Raw genomic sequence first — 18,050 nt, forward strand, 5'->3', positions numbered from 1 at the left:
GCGGAACGTATTTTGCTTCATGAGACATGAAGTTTCCTCATTTCAGATAGTAGTAGGGATAAAAAATTACCCCTCCATTATTTAAATACGCAAAAAACGGCAATTTATTTTTTTAATTTTTCAGTTTTAACATTTCTTAAGATTTAACGGGTGACAACACAAATATCTGTAGTGCTATACTTTGGTAAAGAACGAATTCCTAAGATTGATGGATCAACTAGATCGTGATCATTTACAGAAGTTCATCTAAGAGTAGCTAGAAGCAATCAGAAAGAAGGCGCAGTGAGCATGTTGTTAACAATGAGCATTCCACCAAAAGACATTAAAGAAAAAGTTCATCAGCGTTATCTAGACTTTGACCAAAGCAAGTTGGATGACATCATTGCCGAGCAAAAGAAGGAACTCGGCATTAGTTAATAAATAAGAGTATGGACTCCCCCACAAGGCGACTGGCGCAAGCTGGTCGTCTTTTATTTTGCATTGCAAGCAAAAAGCCGATAACTAGCAAATTATAGTTATCGACTTCTGTTATTTTCTGCAATTAGATCATAATAATTGTCAAAACTCCACTCAATGTGGCTAGATACATTGGCATTCTTAGCGTCTGCGTATAAAGATAGATCCAAGCATAGACCATCCCATAAGCCACATTTACCAAGAATAAAGCAATGGATCCTTGGAAATTGAACAAACTAAACAAAATTCCCGATACAACAATTCCCAGAACCGCCACTGCCCTTGTGTTATCTCTGAAGAGATAGTTGAATAAAAAGCCCGTAGCTAAAAATTCTTGCAAAATTGGCAGGACAATTCCTTGAGCAATCATCAAATACCAGAACAGACTGGTAGATTCATGCTTGAGATAAATTGTTGAAAAACTATAGACTGGAATCTTGCCTTGAGTCTGCAAATACATGACTAAAATACGGCTAGCAACAATTCCCAGGGTAATCGAAATTGTCAGTCCAAAATCCCCCAGCCAGGGTAAGGAATTGGCGCGCTCAAAAAAGCGTTGTTCTCGGCCAAATCGATACACATATAGTAGCAGGACCATTGACGTTACTAGACCATATAATATGATATCCCAAACCCGAAGTGGTGAATTGCCCATTACCAATTTCATGGTGCCAATCACCATGAAATAGCCAATTAGGTACACAATATATCTAATTAGGTTACCTTCCCTAGAACTAGGTGTATTCATTCTTCCACCCCTAACAATAATTTACCCATTAAACTTATATTATACCAAACATACGAAGCAAACTATACGAATCATTTACATTTTTATTGCTAATGACTAATTGATTGCAACAATTGTAACTTGATAATTACCTGCAGGAGCTTCGACAGTTACAGTGCTGCCTGCTTTTTGCTTCATGATTGCTTGTCCAAGTGGCGAATCAAAGGAAATTTTACCTTTAGATAAATCTGCTTCCATACGGCCAACGATCTTATATTCTTCTGTTTCATCGTCATCTTCAAACTTCAAGCTAACAAGCTTGCCCAGATCTACCAAGCCGTCTTCGTTTGTTTCGACAATTTCAGCATATTTAAGCTGTTTATCTAAATATCTAAGCCGACTATCCAAATGTCCTAAATCGCGCTTAGCTTCTGAATATTCGGTGTTTTCAGACAAATCTCCTAGTGCCCTGGCTGCTTGCAAAATTTTGACTCTGCGGGGACGATCTTGCTTCAATCTGGCTATTTCATCTTTGATTTCTTGATAGCCTTCTGGTGTCATTTTTTGAAAATAAACCATTTTTTCTTCCTTCAACTTTTTCTTACTACCAGTAACATTACCATTTTTGCTGTAACAGTTGCAAACTTCAGCCAGTAAAAGTATGATAGTGATGTATTGACTAACAGCGCTACTAATGTTAATAATAGTGATGAGTCAATTCAAATTGATTATCTTATAATAAAATGCAAGAAGTCCTATAAGTAATCAGTTGAAATAATTCTCTACAAAAAAAGTCCGAAGGTTTATCCTTCGGGCTTTTTTGCTATTACTCGATTTTTAGGCCATTGAATCCCATGGCTTGACCGCTTCAGCTGTACCTTGAGCAATTTTGACTAATTCTGCTGGCAAGTATTGCTTTTTAACGACTACTTTAAATAAATATTCGTCAAACCACTCATCATCCATGACAAAGTAACCATTCTTGCCGACTTTTTCGCCCCAAGAATTTTCTACTTTCCATTGACGAGCCTGACCATCAACTACATCAACGCCGACCATCGTCATCGCATGCGTTGAACCACTGGCACCAGTCAACATTCTAGCCTTCTTGTCTAGCTTGGTTTCAATGCCAAAGATGGCATCTGTTTGATATAAATCCGCAGCCAAGATTCCTGCTTGACGGTCACTTGACTTGCCAACATCACAACCAAACCAGAAAGTTTCTCCGGCCTTCAACTGCTCGATGGCGGCCTTTTTCAAGACGTCAATTTCCGCATTCAAGAATCTTACTGGACTGCCGCCAACCACATTGTCTTCAAATGGCAAAGCATAGAGCTTGCCAAATTCGTGGTCAGGTGCATTGAAGACAACTACATAGTCATCCAAATCATCTGTGAAGTATTCATGGAAGAAGTCTAATGGAGTTAGATTTTGCTTGATTTGGTATTGACCTTGGTCGTCTTTATATTCCAAGTCAAACTTTTCAACCGGTTGACCAAAGGCGATGACTGCCATGCGGTAAATTTCGCTCAAGAATTCCTTGCGCTTTGCTTCAACTTCCTGACTCTTACCTTCTTTGACAAGCTGACGCAAAATCAAACCATCTTCGCGCAATTTCATGTTAAGGGCTTGGTTGAAAGCAGCTGTATTATTAGCTGTGAAGCTTTCGGTTTGAGCATAAGCAGGGACTAGGCCATATTTTCTAATTAAAGAAACTGCCATGTGCCATTGACCGCCATCAGTGTCGGGGGCACGGAAATATGATTGGACTGTGCGGTCATCAAGCTCAAGATCAGCTGTTTCAATTACGCGATCTAAGAAAATATTTGCTCGTTCAATTCTATCCCAGAAGAAGAGATAGCTTTGAGAAAGCAAGAAGTTTTTTGCTTGATACTTCTTAGCAAATTCATGTCTTAAGACATTCAAAGCCGCAAATAGCCAGCAACGACCAGATTGCTTTTGATTAGTTACATTGTCTGTTGGAATTTCAATTGAAAAAGTTCGATTCAAACGGTCAACTGCTTGCGTATTGTAGCTGGCCTTTTGCACGCCGTTAGTAACTACGGCTAATTGAGCCAAGTAGTTTTGGCTTTGACTAGCATAATCTTCTTTAAACTGGTTGATTTCGTCGAATGATAGTTGATGTGTCATACTTACCTCATTATTCAAAAAACTTATTCATAGCTTTGCGCAATTGCCTCATAATGCGCTACTTCGTCATCGCTACATCTGACAAAGTGACCAGGGCGAATTTCGTGCATGGTCCGCTTTTTGCCATCAAATTCTTCGCGGGCGTCGTAGCTGATTCTGTGACGATTGCGTTCGATTTCCGGATCTGGAATTGGCACTGCTGAAATCAAGCTCTTGGTGTAATCATGTAAGGGACGATCATAAACGTCGTCTGCTGGACCTACTTCAAGTAGCTTGCCAAAGTGCATTACGCCAATTCGATCTGAAATAAATTTTACCATTGATAAGTCGTGGGCGATAAATAAATATGTTAGTCCCTTTTCTTTTTGCAAGTCGATCATCAAGTTGACTACCTGAGCCTGAATTGATACGTCCAGTGCTGAGATTGGTTCGTCAGCCACGATAAACTTAGGCTTGACAGCTAGCGCTCTGGCAATGCCAATACGCTGTCTTTGACCACCTGAGAATTCATGAGGGAAACGGCTGGCGTGGTTTTTGTTAAGACCAACAGTCTCTAGCAGCTCCTCAACGCGCTGGCGGCGCTCTTCTTTATTTTTAACCAGGCCGTGGATGTCTAAGCCTTCGGCAATAATGTCTTCAACTGTCATTCTAGGATTCAATGAAGCATATGGATCCTGGAAGATCATCTGAGCTTGTCTTCTAAAGGCCAATTGATCTGAGCGGGATTTCATTTTAGCGACATCTTTTCCATCAAAAATTATCTCGCCAGAAGTTGGATGATACAATTGTAAAATTGAGCGACCAGTTGTCGTCTTACCTGAACCTGATTCACCTACTAGGCCAAAAGTTTCGCCTTCATAAATATCAAAGCTTACATCATCTACAGCCTTGGTAAGTTGACGGCCATTTTTGAAGTATTGCTTCAAATGTTTTACTTGTAAAAGTGCCTTCTTTTCTGCCATCTTTTTCTCCTTTCGCTGTAGTTATTGCATTGCTTTAAATTTAGCCCAGCGTCTTTGAATTTCTGCTGGTGGTTCAACCTTAGGTGCACCTGGAGCTAGAAGCCAAGTAGCCGCATAGTGCGTATCTGACAATTTAAAAAATGGAGGCTTACGCTCAATATCAATCTTCATAGCATAAGCGTTGCGCGGTGCAAATGGATCGCCTTTAGGGGGATCAAGCAAGTCTGGTGGGGTGCCAGGAATTGCTTCAAGCTTTTGACTTTCTAGAGTTGGCATTGAGTTGATCAAGCCCCAAGTATATGGGTGTTGTGGATTGTAAAAGATATCATCCACTGTACCATATTCAAGAAATTCTCCAGCATACATTACGGCTACTCGATCAGCCATGCCGGCAACTACGCCTAAGTCGTGGGTAATAAAGATGATTGAGGTCTTAACTCGCTTTTGCAAGTCTTTCATCAAGTCCAAAATTTCAGCTTGAACCGTTACGTCCAAAGCAGTCGTTGGCTCATCGGCTAAAAGAATTTCAGGCTCACAGATCAAGGCAATGGCAATCACGATTCTCTGCCGCATCCCACCAGAGAATTGGTGTGGATATTGGTTGATTCGCTCTTCGGCATTAGGAATTCCAACAGCCTTCATCATCTCAAGGGCCTTAGCCCAGGCTTCTTTTTTAGAAACGCCCTTGTGCTTGATCAAGGGTTCGGCAATCTGTTGACCGATCTTCATGGTTGGGTCTAGAGAAGTCATTGGATCCTGGAAAATCATGGCAATTTCGTTACCTCGAATCTTTTGCCATTCTTTTTCTGATAAATCAAGTAAGTTCTGGCCGTGGAAGTTGATTTCCCCGCCCATTACTTTGGCGTTTTTGGCTAATAGACCAATGATTGATCTGGTCGTGACTGACTTGCCTGATCCGGATTCTCCTACAATGGCCAAGGTTTCGCCTTGATTCAAGTGGAAAGAAACATCCCGGATGGCCTTAACTTCACCAGCATAAGTATGGAAGTCAATTTTTAAATTTTTTACATCTAAAATTCGCTCTGGCATTTAAGTCTTCCTTTCTATTTCTGTCCTCTTGGGTCAAAGGCATCCCGCAAACCGTCGCCTAACAAGTTGAAGGCGATCATCAAGATACACAAGACAATGGCTGGGTACCACATTTGATATGGCAAGAATTGGAAATTCTTCTGTCCTTCATTAAGAAGTACACCAAGTGAAGTTTCTGGAGCCGTGATACCAATTCCGATGAAGCTCAAGAAGGCTTCGAAGAAGATGGCTGAAGGAATCGTGTACATAGTCTGGATAATGATGATACTTGAAAGGTTAGGCACAAGGTGCTTCCAGGCAATCTTCCAGCCTGATTCACCTAACGATCTAGCTGCCAAAACGTACTCTTCATTCTTCAAACTCAAAGTCTCCGCCCGCACCTGCCTTGCCATCGTCGTCCAACTAGAAATGGCGATGGCCAAAATGATTGAAGTGATACCTGGGTGCAAAACAACCAGCATCAAAACAACGATAATCAAGTTAGGAACTGAAGAAATAATTTCGATAATCCGCTGGAGGACATTGTCGACTCCTCCGCCTTTCCATCCGGAAACAATTCCATAAAAGACCCCTAAAGTTAGGTCAAAGAAGGCAGCAACTAAGGCAACGATCAAGGAAATCTTGGTACCATAGATAATTCTTTGGCCAAGCGAGCGACCTAAATAATCAGTTCCGGCGACAAAGTACTTGCCCTTTGGTACATTATTTTGAGCATAGGCATCAACCCATTGACCATTTTGCTTGATCTTGCCGTTCAAACCATTAATTGCATCAAGGCCAGGAACTTTAGCAGGCAAGTTGGCATATTGGGGGTGAGATTTAACCAAGGTGCTCTTATTAATAAAAGGCGTTGAACCAAAGGCAACTAGGACCATCACGATGATAATAATTGCAGAAATCACTGCTGCCTTGCGTTGCTTGAAACGGAGCCAAACATTTTGGCCAAAAGATAGCGAAGGTCCGGAGATTTTTTCGTTGTCTTGAGCTGCACCTTCTGGCAATGGTTCAAAGTCAGCTGCGGTTAAGTTAAGCTCTTTTTCATCCATTACTGCTCGCCTCCTGCTAATCTAATTCTTGGGTCGATCAAACCGTAAATGATGTCGGTAATCAATAAAATTACCACCAAACCAATACAGTAAACCATCGTTACGCCCATAATTGTTGGATAGTCATTAGTCAAAATTGACTTAACAAATTGTTCGCCGATTCCTGGAATGTTGAAGATATTTTCAATAACCATTGAACCAGTCATCAAAGCTACGGCATAGGGACCAATCAAGGTTACAAGTGGAATGAAAGAGTTGCGCATTGCGTGCTTGCGGATAACTTCCATTCGGCTCAATCCCTTCGCCCGGCCAAGTTCAATATAATCGCTACTTAAAGTGTCCACCATACTGGTCCGGATGAACCGGGCTGTTTCAGCTAATGGCCCTACTGACAAAGCAATCGTTGGCAAAATTGTTTGTGAGAATTCGCCCCAGCCGGCAATTGAGAACCAGCCCAATTTCAAGCCAATGTAGTATTGGAGTAGTACCGCCAAAACAAAGTTAGGAACACTCTTACCGATGATGGCAATAACTGTAGCAGTGGAATCAACCCAGGTTCCTTGCTTCATGGCAGCAATTGAGCCGATAATTACGCCCAAGATTACGCCGACAATCAAAGCTTGCAAACCCAATTGAACGGATGCGCCAAGTCTAGCAGCAATTAAGCTAGAAACTGGCTGGTTGCTATATTGGAAACTAGTTCCAAAGTCCCCATGTAGCATCCCACCTAAATAAAGCAGGTATTGGACAATCAATGGCTTATTCAAGCCATATTGTTCATTCATGATGTGAATTTGTTGTGGAGTCAACTTTTCTTCATTTGCATAGGGCGAACCCGGCATAAATTTCATCAAGAAGAAAGTAATTGTAGCCACTAGAAACAAAGTTAAGATCATGTAAAAGATTCGTTTTAGTAAGTACTTTGTCATAATCTGGCTCCTTCGATTAATATTAGCTTTTAACTTTAAGTTTTTTGTTATTATAGCAAATTTCTTACTATTAGTCAGTAAGGAACCCCTATAAATAAGAAAAAGCAGTACCAGACTGCTTTTCCTTGTGTTATTTAGCTACATAAGCTGACTTAAAGTTGTAGTTCAATCCAGCTCCGTTGTAGATAATGCCCTTGATTGAAGGACGAACAAGCCATGCTTCAGTCTTGTAGTAAAGTGGGGAAATACCTTGATCCTTAAGCAAGATCTGTTCGGCTTCCTTCAAGTCGCTCCAGCGCTTAGCGTCATCGCCAGTTGACTTAGAATCTGCAATTAATTGGTCGTACTTAGCGTTTGCCCATTTACCATTGTTGTTGGCATTCTTTGAAGTAAAGAGGTCAACGAAGGAAATTGGATCGGCGAAGTCAGCTGACCAACCAGAAACAACGATATCAAAGTTACCATTAGTCGAGCGACTTAATCGGGTCTTAAATGGTACATTGGCAACTGAAACCTTTAAACCGCTAAGATTCTCTTCTAGTTGACTTTGCAAAGTTTCGGTAGTCTTTTGGCCCGAATCGGTATCATCAGATAAAATTGAGAAGGATAGACTCTTTAATCCTAATTCCTTTAAAGCCTTCTTGTAGTACTTTTTAGCTTCCGATGGGTTGTATTGATTAAATTCTTTATCACCAACTACATCTGCCCAATCTTGACCATCATGGTTAACCACTCCTTTAGCAGTAAGACTAGTTGCTGGAGTATTTGAACCGCCCAGAGCATTTCCTAAGGCCTTACGATTAATTGACATTGAGATTGCTCTACGCAAATCTGCGTTCTTAAAGGCCTTATTTCTTTCATTAAATTGTAAGTAGAAAGTAGCAGCCGTATCTCTTAAAGTAAATCCAGCATGACTCTTCAAGTTTTTAGTTTGCTGTGAATCCAGTACTACAGCATCAAGTTTATTTGATTGGTAAAGGTTGTAGGCAGTTGATGGCGTCTTTTGAACGGTGTAGTTGATTGCCTTCAATTTAACTGCTGACTTGTCCCAGTAGTTGTTGTTCTTGACTAACTTCCAAGAAAGGTTAGAACCAGTCCAACCTTTTTGAACAAATGGACCATTATAAACCATATACTTAGAAGCGGTACCATACTTGGAACCATATTTTTCAACTGCTTTTTGTTGTTGTGGGAAAAATAGTGGGAAGCCCATTAATAATTTAAAGTAAGGTAAACGTTTATCTAAAGTAACAACTAGCTTGTAGTCGCCTTCGGCCTTGATACCTAAAGAGCTAACTGGGGCCTTGCCGGCTGAAATTTCAGTAGCGTTGTGGATGCCTTCAAACAAATATGAATATTCTGAAGCAGTCTTTGGGTTAACTGTTCTTTGCCATGAATAAACGAAATCTTTCGCAGTTAAAGGTGTCCCATCTGACCATTTAGATTTTCTTAAAGTAAAGGTCCAGGTTTTACCATCCTTTGAAACTTTAGTACTAGTTGCCAAAGCATTTTCAACCTTATCATGTTCACCCAAGCGGTAGAGCCCCTCTTCAACATTTCCAAGTTGATTAAAACTAGTGACATCTGTAGCCTTAGAAAGATCCATTGTAGGAATTTCTGCACTTTCTTCCCAATTGATTACTTGCTTACTTGCTGATGAACTACTATTGCTTTTACCCGAGCTACATGCAGCCAAAACTGAGGCAGACACTAGGGCAACTGCACCTAGACTAAATACTTTCTTAAGCTTCATTATCTTCACTCCTCTAACTCATAGATAATTTATAATATTTTAATTGTTTTTAAGTGTAGTCTCGGAAAAGTTGAAAGTCAAACACTTTTTTATTATTTTTATTGAAAAATAACACAAACTTCTAATCATTATCATTGCAGCGTCAATGTTTAGAGCCTTTATTAAAAACAACAAAAAATTCCGACCATTTTTGGCCGGAATCTGAAAAATAAGAATTATTTATAATTTGGAGCTTCTTTAGTAATTTGAACGTCATGCGGATGCGATTCGCGCAAGCCGGCGTTGGTAATTTGAACGAATTGTGCCTTTTCGATCAATGATGGAATATCAGCTGCACCGCAGTAGCCCATACCTGAACGAAGACCGCCGTCGATTTGGAAGATTACGTCGGAAACATCGCCCTTGTATTCTACGCGAGCTTCAATTCCTTCTGGAACAAGCTTGTTGGCTTCGTTAACCCCGCCTTGGAAGTAGCGGTCGCTTGAACCATGAGCTTGAGCCATGGCACCAACTGAACCCATGCCGCGGTATGCCTTGTACTTCTTGCCATCTACTTCAAATAATTGACCAGGAGCTTCAGTCGTACCCGAAAGCATACTACCAAGCATAACGGCATTTCCGCCGGCTGCTAAAGCCTTAACTACATCGCCAGAATACTTGATACCACCGTCAGCGATGATTGGCTTGCCATATTCTCTAGCAGCAGAAGCAGCCTCGTAAATGGCAGTAATTTGCGGAACGCCGACACCGGCAACGATTCTAGTCGTACAAATTGAACCAGGTCCAATTCCGACCTTAACTACGTCAACGCCAGCATCAAACAAGGCTCTAGTAGCATCCCCAGTTGCCACATTGCCGGCGATCAAAGTTTGCTTAGGGAAATGATCGCGAATTTCTTTAATCTTGCGCAAAACACCAGCTGAATGGCCGTGGGCAGTATCAATGACGATGGCATCAGCACCTGCTTCAAGCAAAGCTTCAGCTCTTTCAAAAGTATCGCTAGTAACCCCAACAGCAGCTGCTACTAACAAGTGATTGTCGCTGTCAACGGCTGCCTTAGTTGCACTAGCTGGCACAACTACGCTCTTAACGTTGGCTACTTCACTAGCTTGAGCCTGAATTGACATATTCTTGTGCACTACTCCAAGTCCACCTTGCAAAGCCATCGCAATTCCCATGGCACCTTCAGTTACAGTATCCATTCCTGCACTGATCAATGGAATGTGCAATTGCAAATTGTCAGCTAACTTAGTGCTCAAGTCAACTTCATTTGGCAAAACGTGACTTTCAGCTGGAATCAACAATACATCATCAAAAGTTAAACCTTTTTTGGCAAACTTATTTTCCCAATTTGACATGAAAAGCTCCTTTTTATTTACTAAGCAACGATAAATTAGTTTAACTTTACTAGTAGTTGGGGCTTTGGTCAAGTGGAAATTACACATCCCATTCAGCCATAAATTTAGCGACGAATTCTCGCATATATTCTGTTCGCTCGTGGGCCTCTTTTTTCCCTCCAGCGGTATTCATCAAGTTTTCCAGCTTAAAGAGCTTTTCATAAAAGTGATTGATAGTCGTTTCTTCATGCTGGCGGTATTGCTCATGACTCACTAATTCTGCTGGCTTAATTGCTGGGTCATAGATCAGATTCCCATGTTTGCCTCCATAAGTAAAGGCCCGGGCAATCCCCATGGCGCCTAGGCTTTCGATGCGGTCGGCGTCTTGGACGTATTGGCCGCTCATTGGCAGTTGATAGTGGTGTTCAATATTTTTAGAAAAAGACATATGCGTAATCGTAAAAATAATATCTTCAATTTCTAGTTCTTCAAAACCTACTTCAGCCAGTAAATCCTTGATCTTAGCTAATACTTTTTCAGGATCGGGGCAGACTTTTTCATCAATCGTATCGTGCAAATAGCCTCCAGCTTGGATAATGGCACTGATGCGGTTACTTTTGTTTGCATTAGGATGATCAGCTAGATACATTTTCAAGGCTAAATGAGCCACGCGCTGACCGTGATAGAAGTCGTGGCCGGTCTTTTCGTTTTCGAGTTGATCTTTGACAAATTCAATTATTGCTTCGATGTTCATAATTCCAACCTTTCTATTAACTAACAGAAATTTTACCCTAATTATTGCAAAAGTTTCTGTAGACAGAAACTTTTCGACTTTTGGCCGGATTTTTTCTGTTAACAGAAACTTTTTAGAATATCTTTGTCCAAAGCTACTTCCCAGATTTGAACTGGGGCCCTCCTCCTTACCACGGCGGTGCTCTACCTCCTGAGCTAAAGTAGCGCCTTTATTATACCAAAAAAGATGGATTATCAGCTATTGAATGATAATCCATCTTCTTGAAAAACATTATTTTACATGTACCAAAGTGTACTTTCTCTTACCCTTGCGGATAATGACATACTTGCCGTCAAAGCCAGCAGCTGGATCAATGACAAAGTCTAAGTCATCTTCTCTTTCGCCGTTAACGTAGATCGCACCATTTGATACGTCTTCTCTAGCTTGACGCTTAGATGATTCGATCTTGGTTTCAACTAAGAAGTCAACGATGTTCTTAGCTTCGCTTGAAGTTTCAGCACTTGGAGCTGACTTCAAGGCTGATTCGATTTGCTTAACTGAAAGATCCTTGATTTCGCCTGAGAACAAGGCTTCAGTAATCATTTGAGCTTCCTTTAAGCCTTCTTGTCCGTGAACGAACTTAGTTACTTCTTCAGCCAAACGCTTTTGAGCAGTACGCTTCCAAGGCTCTTCCTCAGTTGCCTTAGCTAAAGCTTCAATTTCTTCGCGGTCAAGGAAAGTGAAGTACTTCAAGTATTTAACTACGTCGCGGTCATCTTGGTTGATCCAGAATTGGTAGAATTCGTAAGGGCTAGTCTTTTCAGGATCAAGCCATACTGCACCACCAGCAGACTTACCAAACTTAGTTCCGTCAGCCTTAAGCATCAATGGAATAGTCAAACCAAAGGCTGGACGATCTGATCCTTCAAGCTTGTGAATCAAGTCAATCCCAGCCGTGATGTTGCCCCATTGGTCACTACCACCGATTTGCATTTGAACGCCATCGTTAACGTTCATGTGGTGGAAGTCAATGGCTTGCAAAATTTGGTATGAAAATTCAGTAAATGAAATACCATTTTCCAAACGGCTGGCTACAACATCCTTGTTGATCATGTTGTTAACTTGGAAGTACTTACCGTAATCACGCAAGAAGTCAAGCAAGTTCATCTTGCCAAGCCAATCAGCGTTGTTCTTGATTTCGAAGTTTTCAGTACCAAACAACTTCTTCATTTGGTTAGTCAAAGCTTCTTCATTGTGCTTAACTTGTTCAGCTGTTTGAAGCACACGTTCAGTCTTGCGGCCTGATGGGTCACCGATTGCACCAGTACCACCACCGATCAAGATAACTGGGTGGTAGCCAGCCATTTGGAATCTCTTCAAGATCATGAATGGGATCAAGTGACCGATGTGCAAAGAATCGCCTGTTGGGTCAGTTCCGCAGTATAAAGAAAGGTCATCATGTTCTGCTAAGTACTTGCGCAAGCCTTCTTCATCGGTTTCTTGGTTGATAGCTCCGCGCCATTTCAAATCTTCTAAAATATCAAACTTTGCCATTAAATTTCCCTCCAATAAAAAACGCCCCTTGAGCCTAAGCCCAAGGGACGACTAAATATCATTATTAGCCGTGGTACCACCCACGTTCGTGCTATCTGCACCTTTAAACAGTTGCTATAGGAACTACCCTATTAGTATTTCGCAATCTTGGCCTGCCTAGCTTGCACCACCCGCTAGTTCTCTGAACGCCGAGCCAAATTGCTACTTATTGTTAATAATGATCTTACTTAGTTTCTTTCTAATAGTCAACTAATAAATTTTATTTGTAAAAACCTGCCTGCTTTAGACCATAAGCATCCCCAGCAGTCATGTCGTATTGGATCAATTCGTAATCTCTCAGGATTTGTTGCTGCTTGCTGGTTAAAGTCTTAGGGTCGACTCTTCTACCCTTTTGGTCAATTAGTTCAAAGCCCTTGTCACCTTCGTAGTTGATAGTCAAGGCTGGCAATTCTTCATGAACCTTAGTCAAGAGGGCTTGGTATGGGGTGACTTTTGAGTTAGTTTGTTCAAGCATCATTGCAATGAAGTCACTAGTGTTGACGTAGTTAGCCCGTGACTTGATCTTGCCCTTAGCACCGTGCTTGCGCGCATAAGTGTTTGAGTAAATGAAGTAGCGCGTTGAGTGCATTTGAACTGGGTATTGAGAAGTGTAGCTTTGTGACAAAATACTTGGGTAGTGGTCACCGTAGAAGACTACAGTGATTGGCTTCTTAATCTTGTTGATTTCGCTAATAAATTGCTTGACTGCTTCATCAGTGTATTGAACACCCTTGATGTAAGTAGCCATTTGCTGCTTAACGGCACCATCAGTGAATAAGTCACCACTGAACTTGTCCATGTATTCGTTCTTTGGATACCAGTCGTTATATGGCATGTGGTTTTGAATGGTGATCAAGTTAATGAATTGACCGCCTGAGCGTTCATTGATCTGCTTCAAGCCGTTAGCATAAGCAGTGAAGTCAGAGTTGTATGAACTCTTGCCTAGCTTCTTTTGGTCAATAATCTTGTACTTAGAACCAAGGTAAACGAACTTGTTGAACTTGAAGCGCTTATAGTCTTCAATTCTTGAGTAGTAAGTACCAATGAATGGGTGAACGGCTGACTTGTAGTCGAAGTTCATCCCGATAGTTGGGTAGTATGAGTAGCGAGGAACGATTTGAACATAAGGAGTCAAAGTTGACTTGAATAATCCCATGTTCAAACCAGTCAAGCTTTCCCATTCCATGTTAGCCGTACCACCACCATAACCGGCTGAAAGCATGTTACCGTAAGTCGTCTTATTCTTCAATGATTCGATAAACTTGACTGGATTTGGTACTGACTTGTCGAATCTAATAGTTGGGAAGGTATGTGGATCAACAAAACTTTCACTCAAGTTGAAGACGATTGTTTGATCCTTCAAATTGTTGGTTCTAGTCTTATTGATTTCATCAGCTACCTTCTGGTATTCCTTAGCCAAGTTGCTGATGGCTGTCTTAGAATATCCTGCTGGTTCATCCATAATCTGCAAGTCGATGTAGTTGAAGAAGTTCAAGATTGGACCGTTGATCTGGATGTCACGTTCTGGGTTTCTAAATGATTGACGGTTGTCAAAACCGCGGTTGATGTAATAAATCCAGCTGCCATCATGGTTGAATCTAGCTGGGGTCAAGAATAAAAGCAAGCTGAGTAGCGCCCAAATACCGCGGTGTTTCCAAGTACCCTTCTTCTTGACCTTGAATTTAACTTCCAAAAAGACCGTTAAGGCAATAATAATTACTAAAGCAACGACAATCGCAATAACTGTCTTGCCACCGACCATTGGGATCAAGGTCTTGATGTTGGTTGCTTCACTTAATTCACTTGGATAAATTGGCTCCCCACGCAAATTAAGCTTGATCTTGTTAGCTACAGCCCAACCAATAGCAATCACGCTGACTAAGACATTAGAAGTCCAGTAGCGGGTAGTAACAAAGTAGAAGATTGAGAACATGGCGTCTAAGAAGATAGTCGTCAAAATGATTGCAAAGAATCTAGTTCCCAATAAGAAGATTACGGCGTTGATGTCAGTCGCCGTCGAAATTTGAATTCGCAAGCCATCTGATTCAATCAAGAATGAGACAAAACTCAAGACATAGAACCAAGCCCAAGTAAGTAGCTTAACTCGGTGTTCAATTACCCAGGCCTTAGCAGCATACCAGCTATCTTCCAATACTTGCGCAAAGTTCTTAGCCTGGCTGAGCTTAAGCAAAGTCTTCTTAACCGGTCTAATTCTAAATAGATACTTGCGATAAACTGCATAAAGCAAAACGCTGACCAAGCTCATGATCACAATCATGATCAGCTTGTTAAGTCCAGCACTTTCCGTAAAGTGGAAATTCATGAATGACTTCGAAATTGGAGCCTGCATGAAGATAATGACTGGAATGAAGTAGCGCATCTCTTTAGCAGAGAATGATTTGATGGTTTTTCTAAAGATAATAAAAGCAGAAATAACCAATAAGGCAATTGCTGGAGAACTTGGGTTGTTCAAGAAGAATCTGTTCCAGAACTTCCCTACTCGACCTGATAGCAATTGATACCAGTAAACCCCGTTAAAGCCCGGTACACCAATCAATACTACCAAGAAAGAGAAAATTCCCGTCAAAAATGATCCCTTGTAGATTTTGCTAGTAATGTCGATATTAGCTAAATACATCCCCCAGGCAAAATACAGCACCAAATATAGGCCGTAAATTGAATAACTGAAGATCATCGTACCAGCACTAGTTGCAAAGCCTACAACTATCAAAGCACTAAGCAAAAGCAAGTTCTGCTTAGAACTAATCTTGTGTTGCAAGTCATAAATATATGGCTGAGCAATGATTGAAAAGATCAACCCTGAGAAAAGCACTGACGTACTAGTCAAAATTGGGAAAAATACGCCCCAGAATTTCCACATGTTGAATCCGCCAGGCGACTTCAAGGTATATGCCAAATAGTACAATACCAAGGTCGCAAAGCCTAAAATCCAAAAGCGGAAAGCTTCAGTCAAGCTGACCTTTCTCTTACTATAAACTGCACCAAACACCATTGGCACAAAAGCCATAGTTGCACTTTCAAGCGTTGCTGGAAGATAGCGCCAAATGCCTCCTAATGGAAAGCGTCCCAAGCTATTTCCGAGGGAGTAAACCTGCATCAACATCAAGAAAGTTGCAGCCAGCAGGCAGAGAATCTGCCAAAGCGTCAAAGTCTTGTTTCTACTCTCATTCATCTTTCTAAATATCTAGTCCTTACTAATGAATTTGCCTTTCAATTACTGCTTGATAATACCCAGCTTTTTCTTGATCGTGTACAAAATGTCGACTTTCTTGCCTTTTCCTGTAAAAAAGTCCACCAGATCATAGCGAAATTGCCAAGCCATAATCAAAGCAATAATCAAAAATACTATCCCTGCTTCTTGCGCTTGAGTTATTACATAGAAACTAAATAACAGCATAAACACAAGAGGTGGGATTGTTAAATTCTGCATGATAGCCGTCAAAACTAACGCAATCAGCAATGTAATAAATCCAGCCTTCCAATCATAGGAAACAGCTAGTAGGCAAGCAACTGCAACGCCTTTGCCACCTTTGAAATGATTCCATATTGGAAAGCAATGTCCCAAAACTAATCCTAGTCCTACATAAGCTAGGTAAACTGGCTCTTTAAAGAGCTGATAGACAATCAATAAAGCGCATCCCGTCTTCAGCAAATCGCCAAGCGCCGTCAAGCTGCCAATCTTTTTGCCAAAAACAGCCCCCATATTGGCCGTACCTGGATTGCCTGAACCATACTCAGTCGGATCAAGCTTTAGCACCAGCTTGCCAATAATCATCGCAAATAGCAAATTGCCAAAAACATATCCTATCAAAATCGAACTAACTCTGGCCATTGCTATCTCCCGAAGTCAAATCAGTTGATGACGACTGGCTAGAGTCACTGGACTGGCCACTAACTACTTGGCTATCGCCAGTATCTGGGTAAGTGTAAATGGTATAATTTTGATCCTTGCTGGAGTCAAAACTGAAGCCATTTGCAATGTTCTTCTTATTCTGGTAGGTTTCGTTGTTGTCAACTTTTACCTTTTCAAGACCCAGCTCGCCTCTGACATAGTCAGAGATTCTTTGTAATTCGCTAGTTGGCTGAATCTGATAAGCAGCATCGCCAATGTAGGCATTGTAGCCGTGCAAGTAGTCGCTCTTAACCGTTTTAGCACTTGAGCGATAATTGAGCACAATTGACTGCAGAGCTGAGAAAGTCAAGTTGGTCCTGACATTGCCCGAGACAGCATTCAAGATCTTATCCAGGTTAGTCAAGGAGTTAGTCGACAAGGCCTTAGTAATCAAAGCGGTAATGACTTGTCTTTGCCGCTTCTGGCGGCCATAGTCGCCTGCTGGATCGTCATAGCGCATTCTTGAATAAGCTAAAGCACCCCCGCCGCCCATATGGGTCAACTTGCCCTCTTTGAAAATATATCCGCCATATTCAAATGACAAAAGCGGCTTAATGTCAATTCCGCCTACATAGCGAATCATCTTCATAATTCCGCCCATATTGACTAAGGCATAATACTTAATCGGCACATTGATCAGACTCGAAACAGTCTTCATCGACATCTTAGCTCCGCCTAGCGGGTAAGCTGCGTTGATCTTTTCGACTTGGAAATCTTGACTGCCAATCATCTGCGCCATCGTATCACGCGGAATCGAGACCAAGCTGTAGCGCTTCTTCTTAGGGTTGACGATGGCCAGAATCAAAGTATCAGTGTTGCCGATCTTTTCCTTTCGATCTAAGGCCCCCGTATCAGTTCCCATCAATAAGACGGCAAAAGAATTCTTGCCGTTGAATTCTCCGCTGTTAATCTTGACGCTGTTGTTATGGTCATAAGTCTGATCCACCGCATTCTTGGTCTTGAAGTAGATGTAAGCTGAATATGAAGCAGCCGCAATGACTGCCACCGCCACAATGCTCAAGATCCAAGCCAGGAGGTGATTCTTCTTATGATATTCTTTGGCATGCAAGTCAACTCGACGACTTGCGGGAAGTTTATCGTTGTTCTTCATTCTGTTTACCTATTATTGTTTAATCCACAATGTATGTATTATAGCAAAAAAAGCAGATCACTGTAGCCCTGCTTTCTGATCTTATTGAAATCGTTACTTTCTATCCGAAAAATTTAGTCTTTTAAATGGTATTTAACCATTTTGAAAGTACCATGCAGTAGGGACTGTGTCAATTCAATTTTGGAGATCATGGTCAATTTATAATTTCATGCCCAGTAAATTCATTCTTGATAAGGAAACGCTTAACCTATTGATTTTATCATACTTGATAATTGTTCGATGATACAAA

At 41.3% G+C, this 18,050-nt stretch carries 15 protein-coding genes and 1 tRNA gene; 1 reads left to right on the forward strand and 15 read right to left on the reverse strand.

The annotated features are described in order from the left end of the window. Positions 1-288: 288 nt before the first annotated feature. Positions 289-417, forward strand: coding sequence for a hypothetical protein (locus BN53_RS09990; RefSeq protein WP_009559560.1), 129 nt, complete (start codon positions 289-291; stop codon positions 415-417). A gap of 124 nt (positions 418-541) precedes the next feature. Here the strand turns inward: BN53_RS09990 and BN53_RS03600 are convergent, their stop codons facing one another. From BN53_RS03600 to BN53_RS03670, 15 genes are all read right to left on the reverse strand, one after another. Next, the gene (locus BN53_RS03600; RefSeq protein ID WP_009559561.1) at positions 542-1,204 is read right to left on the reverse strand and encodes a CPBP family intramembrane glutamic endopeptidase; all 663 of its coding nucleotides are present in this window, start codon (positions 1,202-1,204) and stop codon (positions 542-544) included. A gap of 96 nt (positions 1,205-1,300) precedes the next feature. Continuing rightward, complete coding sequence (greA, locus tag BN53_RS03605) at positions 1,301-1,762, reverse strand: transcription elongation factor GreA (RefSeq protein WP_009559562.1); 462 nt, start codon at positions 1,760-1,762, stop codon at positions 1,301-1,303. Positions 1,763-2,020: 258 nt separating this feature from the next. Further along, positions 2,021-3,334, reverse strand: a complete 1,314-nt coding sequence (locus BN53_RS03610) for a C1 family peptidase (RefSeq protein ID WP_009559563.1) — start codon at positions 3,332-3,334, stop codon at positions 2,021-2,023. A 23-nt stretch (positions 3,335-3,357) separates the two neighbouring features. After that, positions 3,358-4,296, reverse strand: coding sequence for an ABC transporter ATP-binding protein (locus tag BN53_RS03615; protein WP_009559564.1), 939 nt, complete (start codon positions 4,294-4,296; stop codon positions 3,358-3,360). A 21-nt stretch (positions 4,297-4,317) separates the two neighbouring features. Continuing rightward, positions 4,318-5,346 carry an ABC transporter ATP-binding protein gene (locus tag BN53_RS03620; RefSeq protein ID WP_009559565.1) on the reverse strand — a complete coding sequence of 343 codons (1,029 nt, stop codon included), beginning with the start codon at positions 5,344-5,346 and terminating at the stop codon, positions 4,318-4,320. Positions 5,347-5,360: 14 nt separating this feature from the next. Then, positions 5,361-6,392, reverse strand: a complete 1,032-nt coding sequence (locus tag BN53_RS03625) for an ABC transporter permease (RefSeq protein ID WP_009559566.1) — start codon at positions 6,390-6,392, stop codon at positions 5,361-5,363. Further along, a complete protein-coding gene (gene opp3b / locus BN53_RS03630; RefSeq protein WP_009559567.1) occupies positions 6,392-7,321 on the reverse strand; it encodes an oligopeptide ABC transporter permease in 930 nt (309 codons plus the stop codon). Before opp3b ends, BN53_RS03625 begins: the two co-directional genes overlap by 1 nt. Positions 7,322-7,451: 130 nt before the next feature. Continuing rightward, entirely contained in the window at positions 7,452-9,074 is a 1,623-nt protein-coding gene (locus BN53_RS03635) for a peptide ABC transporter substrate-binding protein (protein WP_009559568.1), read from the reverse strand. 215 nt (positions 9,075-9,289) lie between these two features. After that, positions 9,290-10,432: an IMP dehydrogenase gene (gene guaB, locus BN53_RS03640; protein ID WP_040537303.1), complete on the reverse strand. Its 1,143-nt coding sequence runs from the start codon at positions 10,430-10,432 to the stop codon at positions 9,290-9,292. A gap of 79 nt (positions 10,433-10,511) precedes the next feature. Further along, positions 10,512-11,165 (reverse strand): HD domain-containing protein, encoded by a 654-nt coding sequence (locus tag BN53_RS03645; RefSeq protein ID WP_009559570.1) that lies wholly within the window; start codon positions 11,163-11,165, stop codon positions 10,512-10,514. A 131-nt stretch (positions 11,166-11,296) separates the two neighbouring features. Next, positions 11,297-11,369 (reverse strand) — tRNA-Thr (locus tag BN53_RS03650). A 66-nt stretch (positions 11,370-11,435) separates the two neighbouring features. Continuing rightward, positions 11,436-12,698 (reverse strand): tyrosine--tRNA ligase, encoded by a 1,263-nt coding sequence (gene tyrS, locus BN53_RS03655; protein WP_009559571.1) that lies wholly within the window; start codon positions 12,696-12,698, stop codon positions 11,436-11,438. A gap of 259 nt (positions 12,699-12,957) precedes the next feature. After that, on the reverse strand, positions 12,958-15,930 hold the full coding sequence (locus BN53_RS03660) for an LTA synthase family protein (RefSeq protein ID WP_009559572.1): 2,973 nt from the start codon (positions 15,928-15,930) through the stop codon (positions 12,958-12,960). A gap of 42 nt (positions 15,931-15,972) precedes the next feature. Further along, the gene (locus BN53_RS03665; RefSeq protein ID WP_009559573.1) at positions 15,973-16,590 is read right to left on the reverse strand and encodes a glycerol-3-phosphate acyltransferase; all 618 of its coding nucleotides are present in this window, start codon (positions 16,588-16,590) and stop codon (positions 15,973-15,975) included. Next, on the reverse strand, positions 16,577-17,761 hold the full coding sequence (locus BN53_RS03670; protein WP_009559574.1) for an LCP family protein: 1,185 nt from the start codon (positions 17,759-17,761) through the stop codon (positions 16,577-16,579). Before BN53_RS03670 ends, BN53_RS03665 begins: the two co-directional genes overlap by 14 nt. Between the last annotated feature and the right edge of the window lie 289 nt (positions 17,762-18,050).

The organism is Lactobacillus pasteurii DSM 23907 = CRBIP 24.76, from assembly GCF_000297025.1.
GTDB classification, from domain to species: domain Bacteria; phylum Bacillota; class Bacilli; order Lactobacillales; family Lactobacillaceae; genus Lactobacillus; species Lactobacillus pasteurii.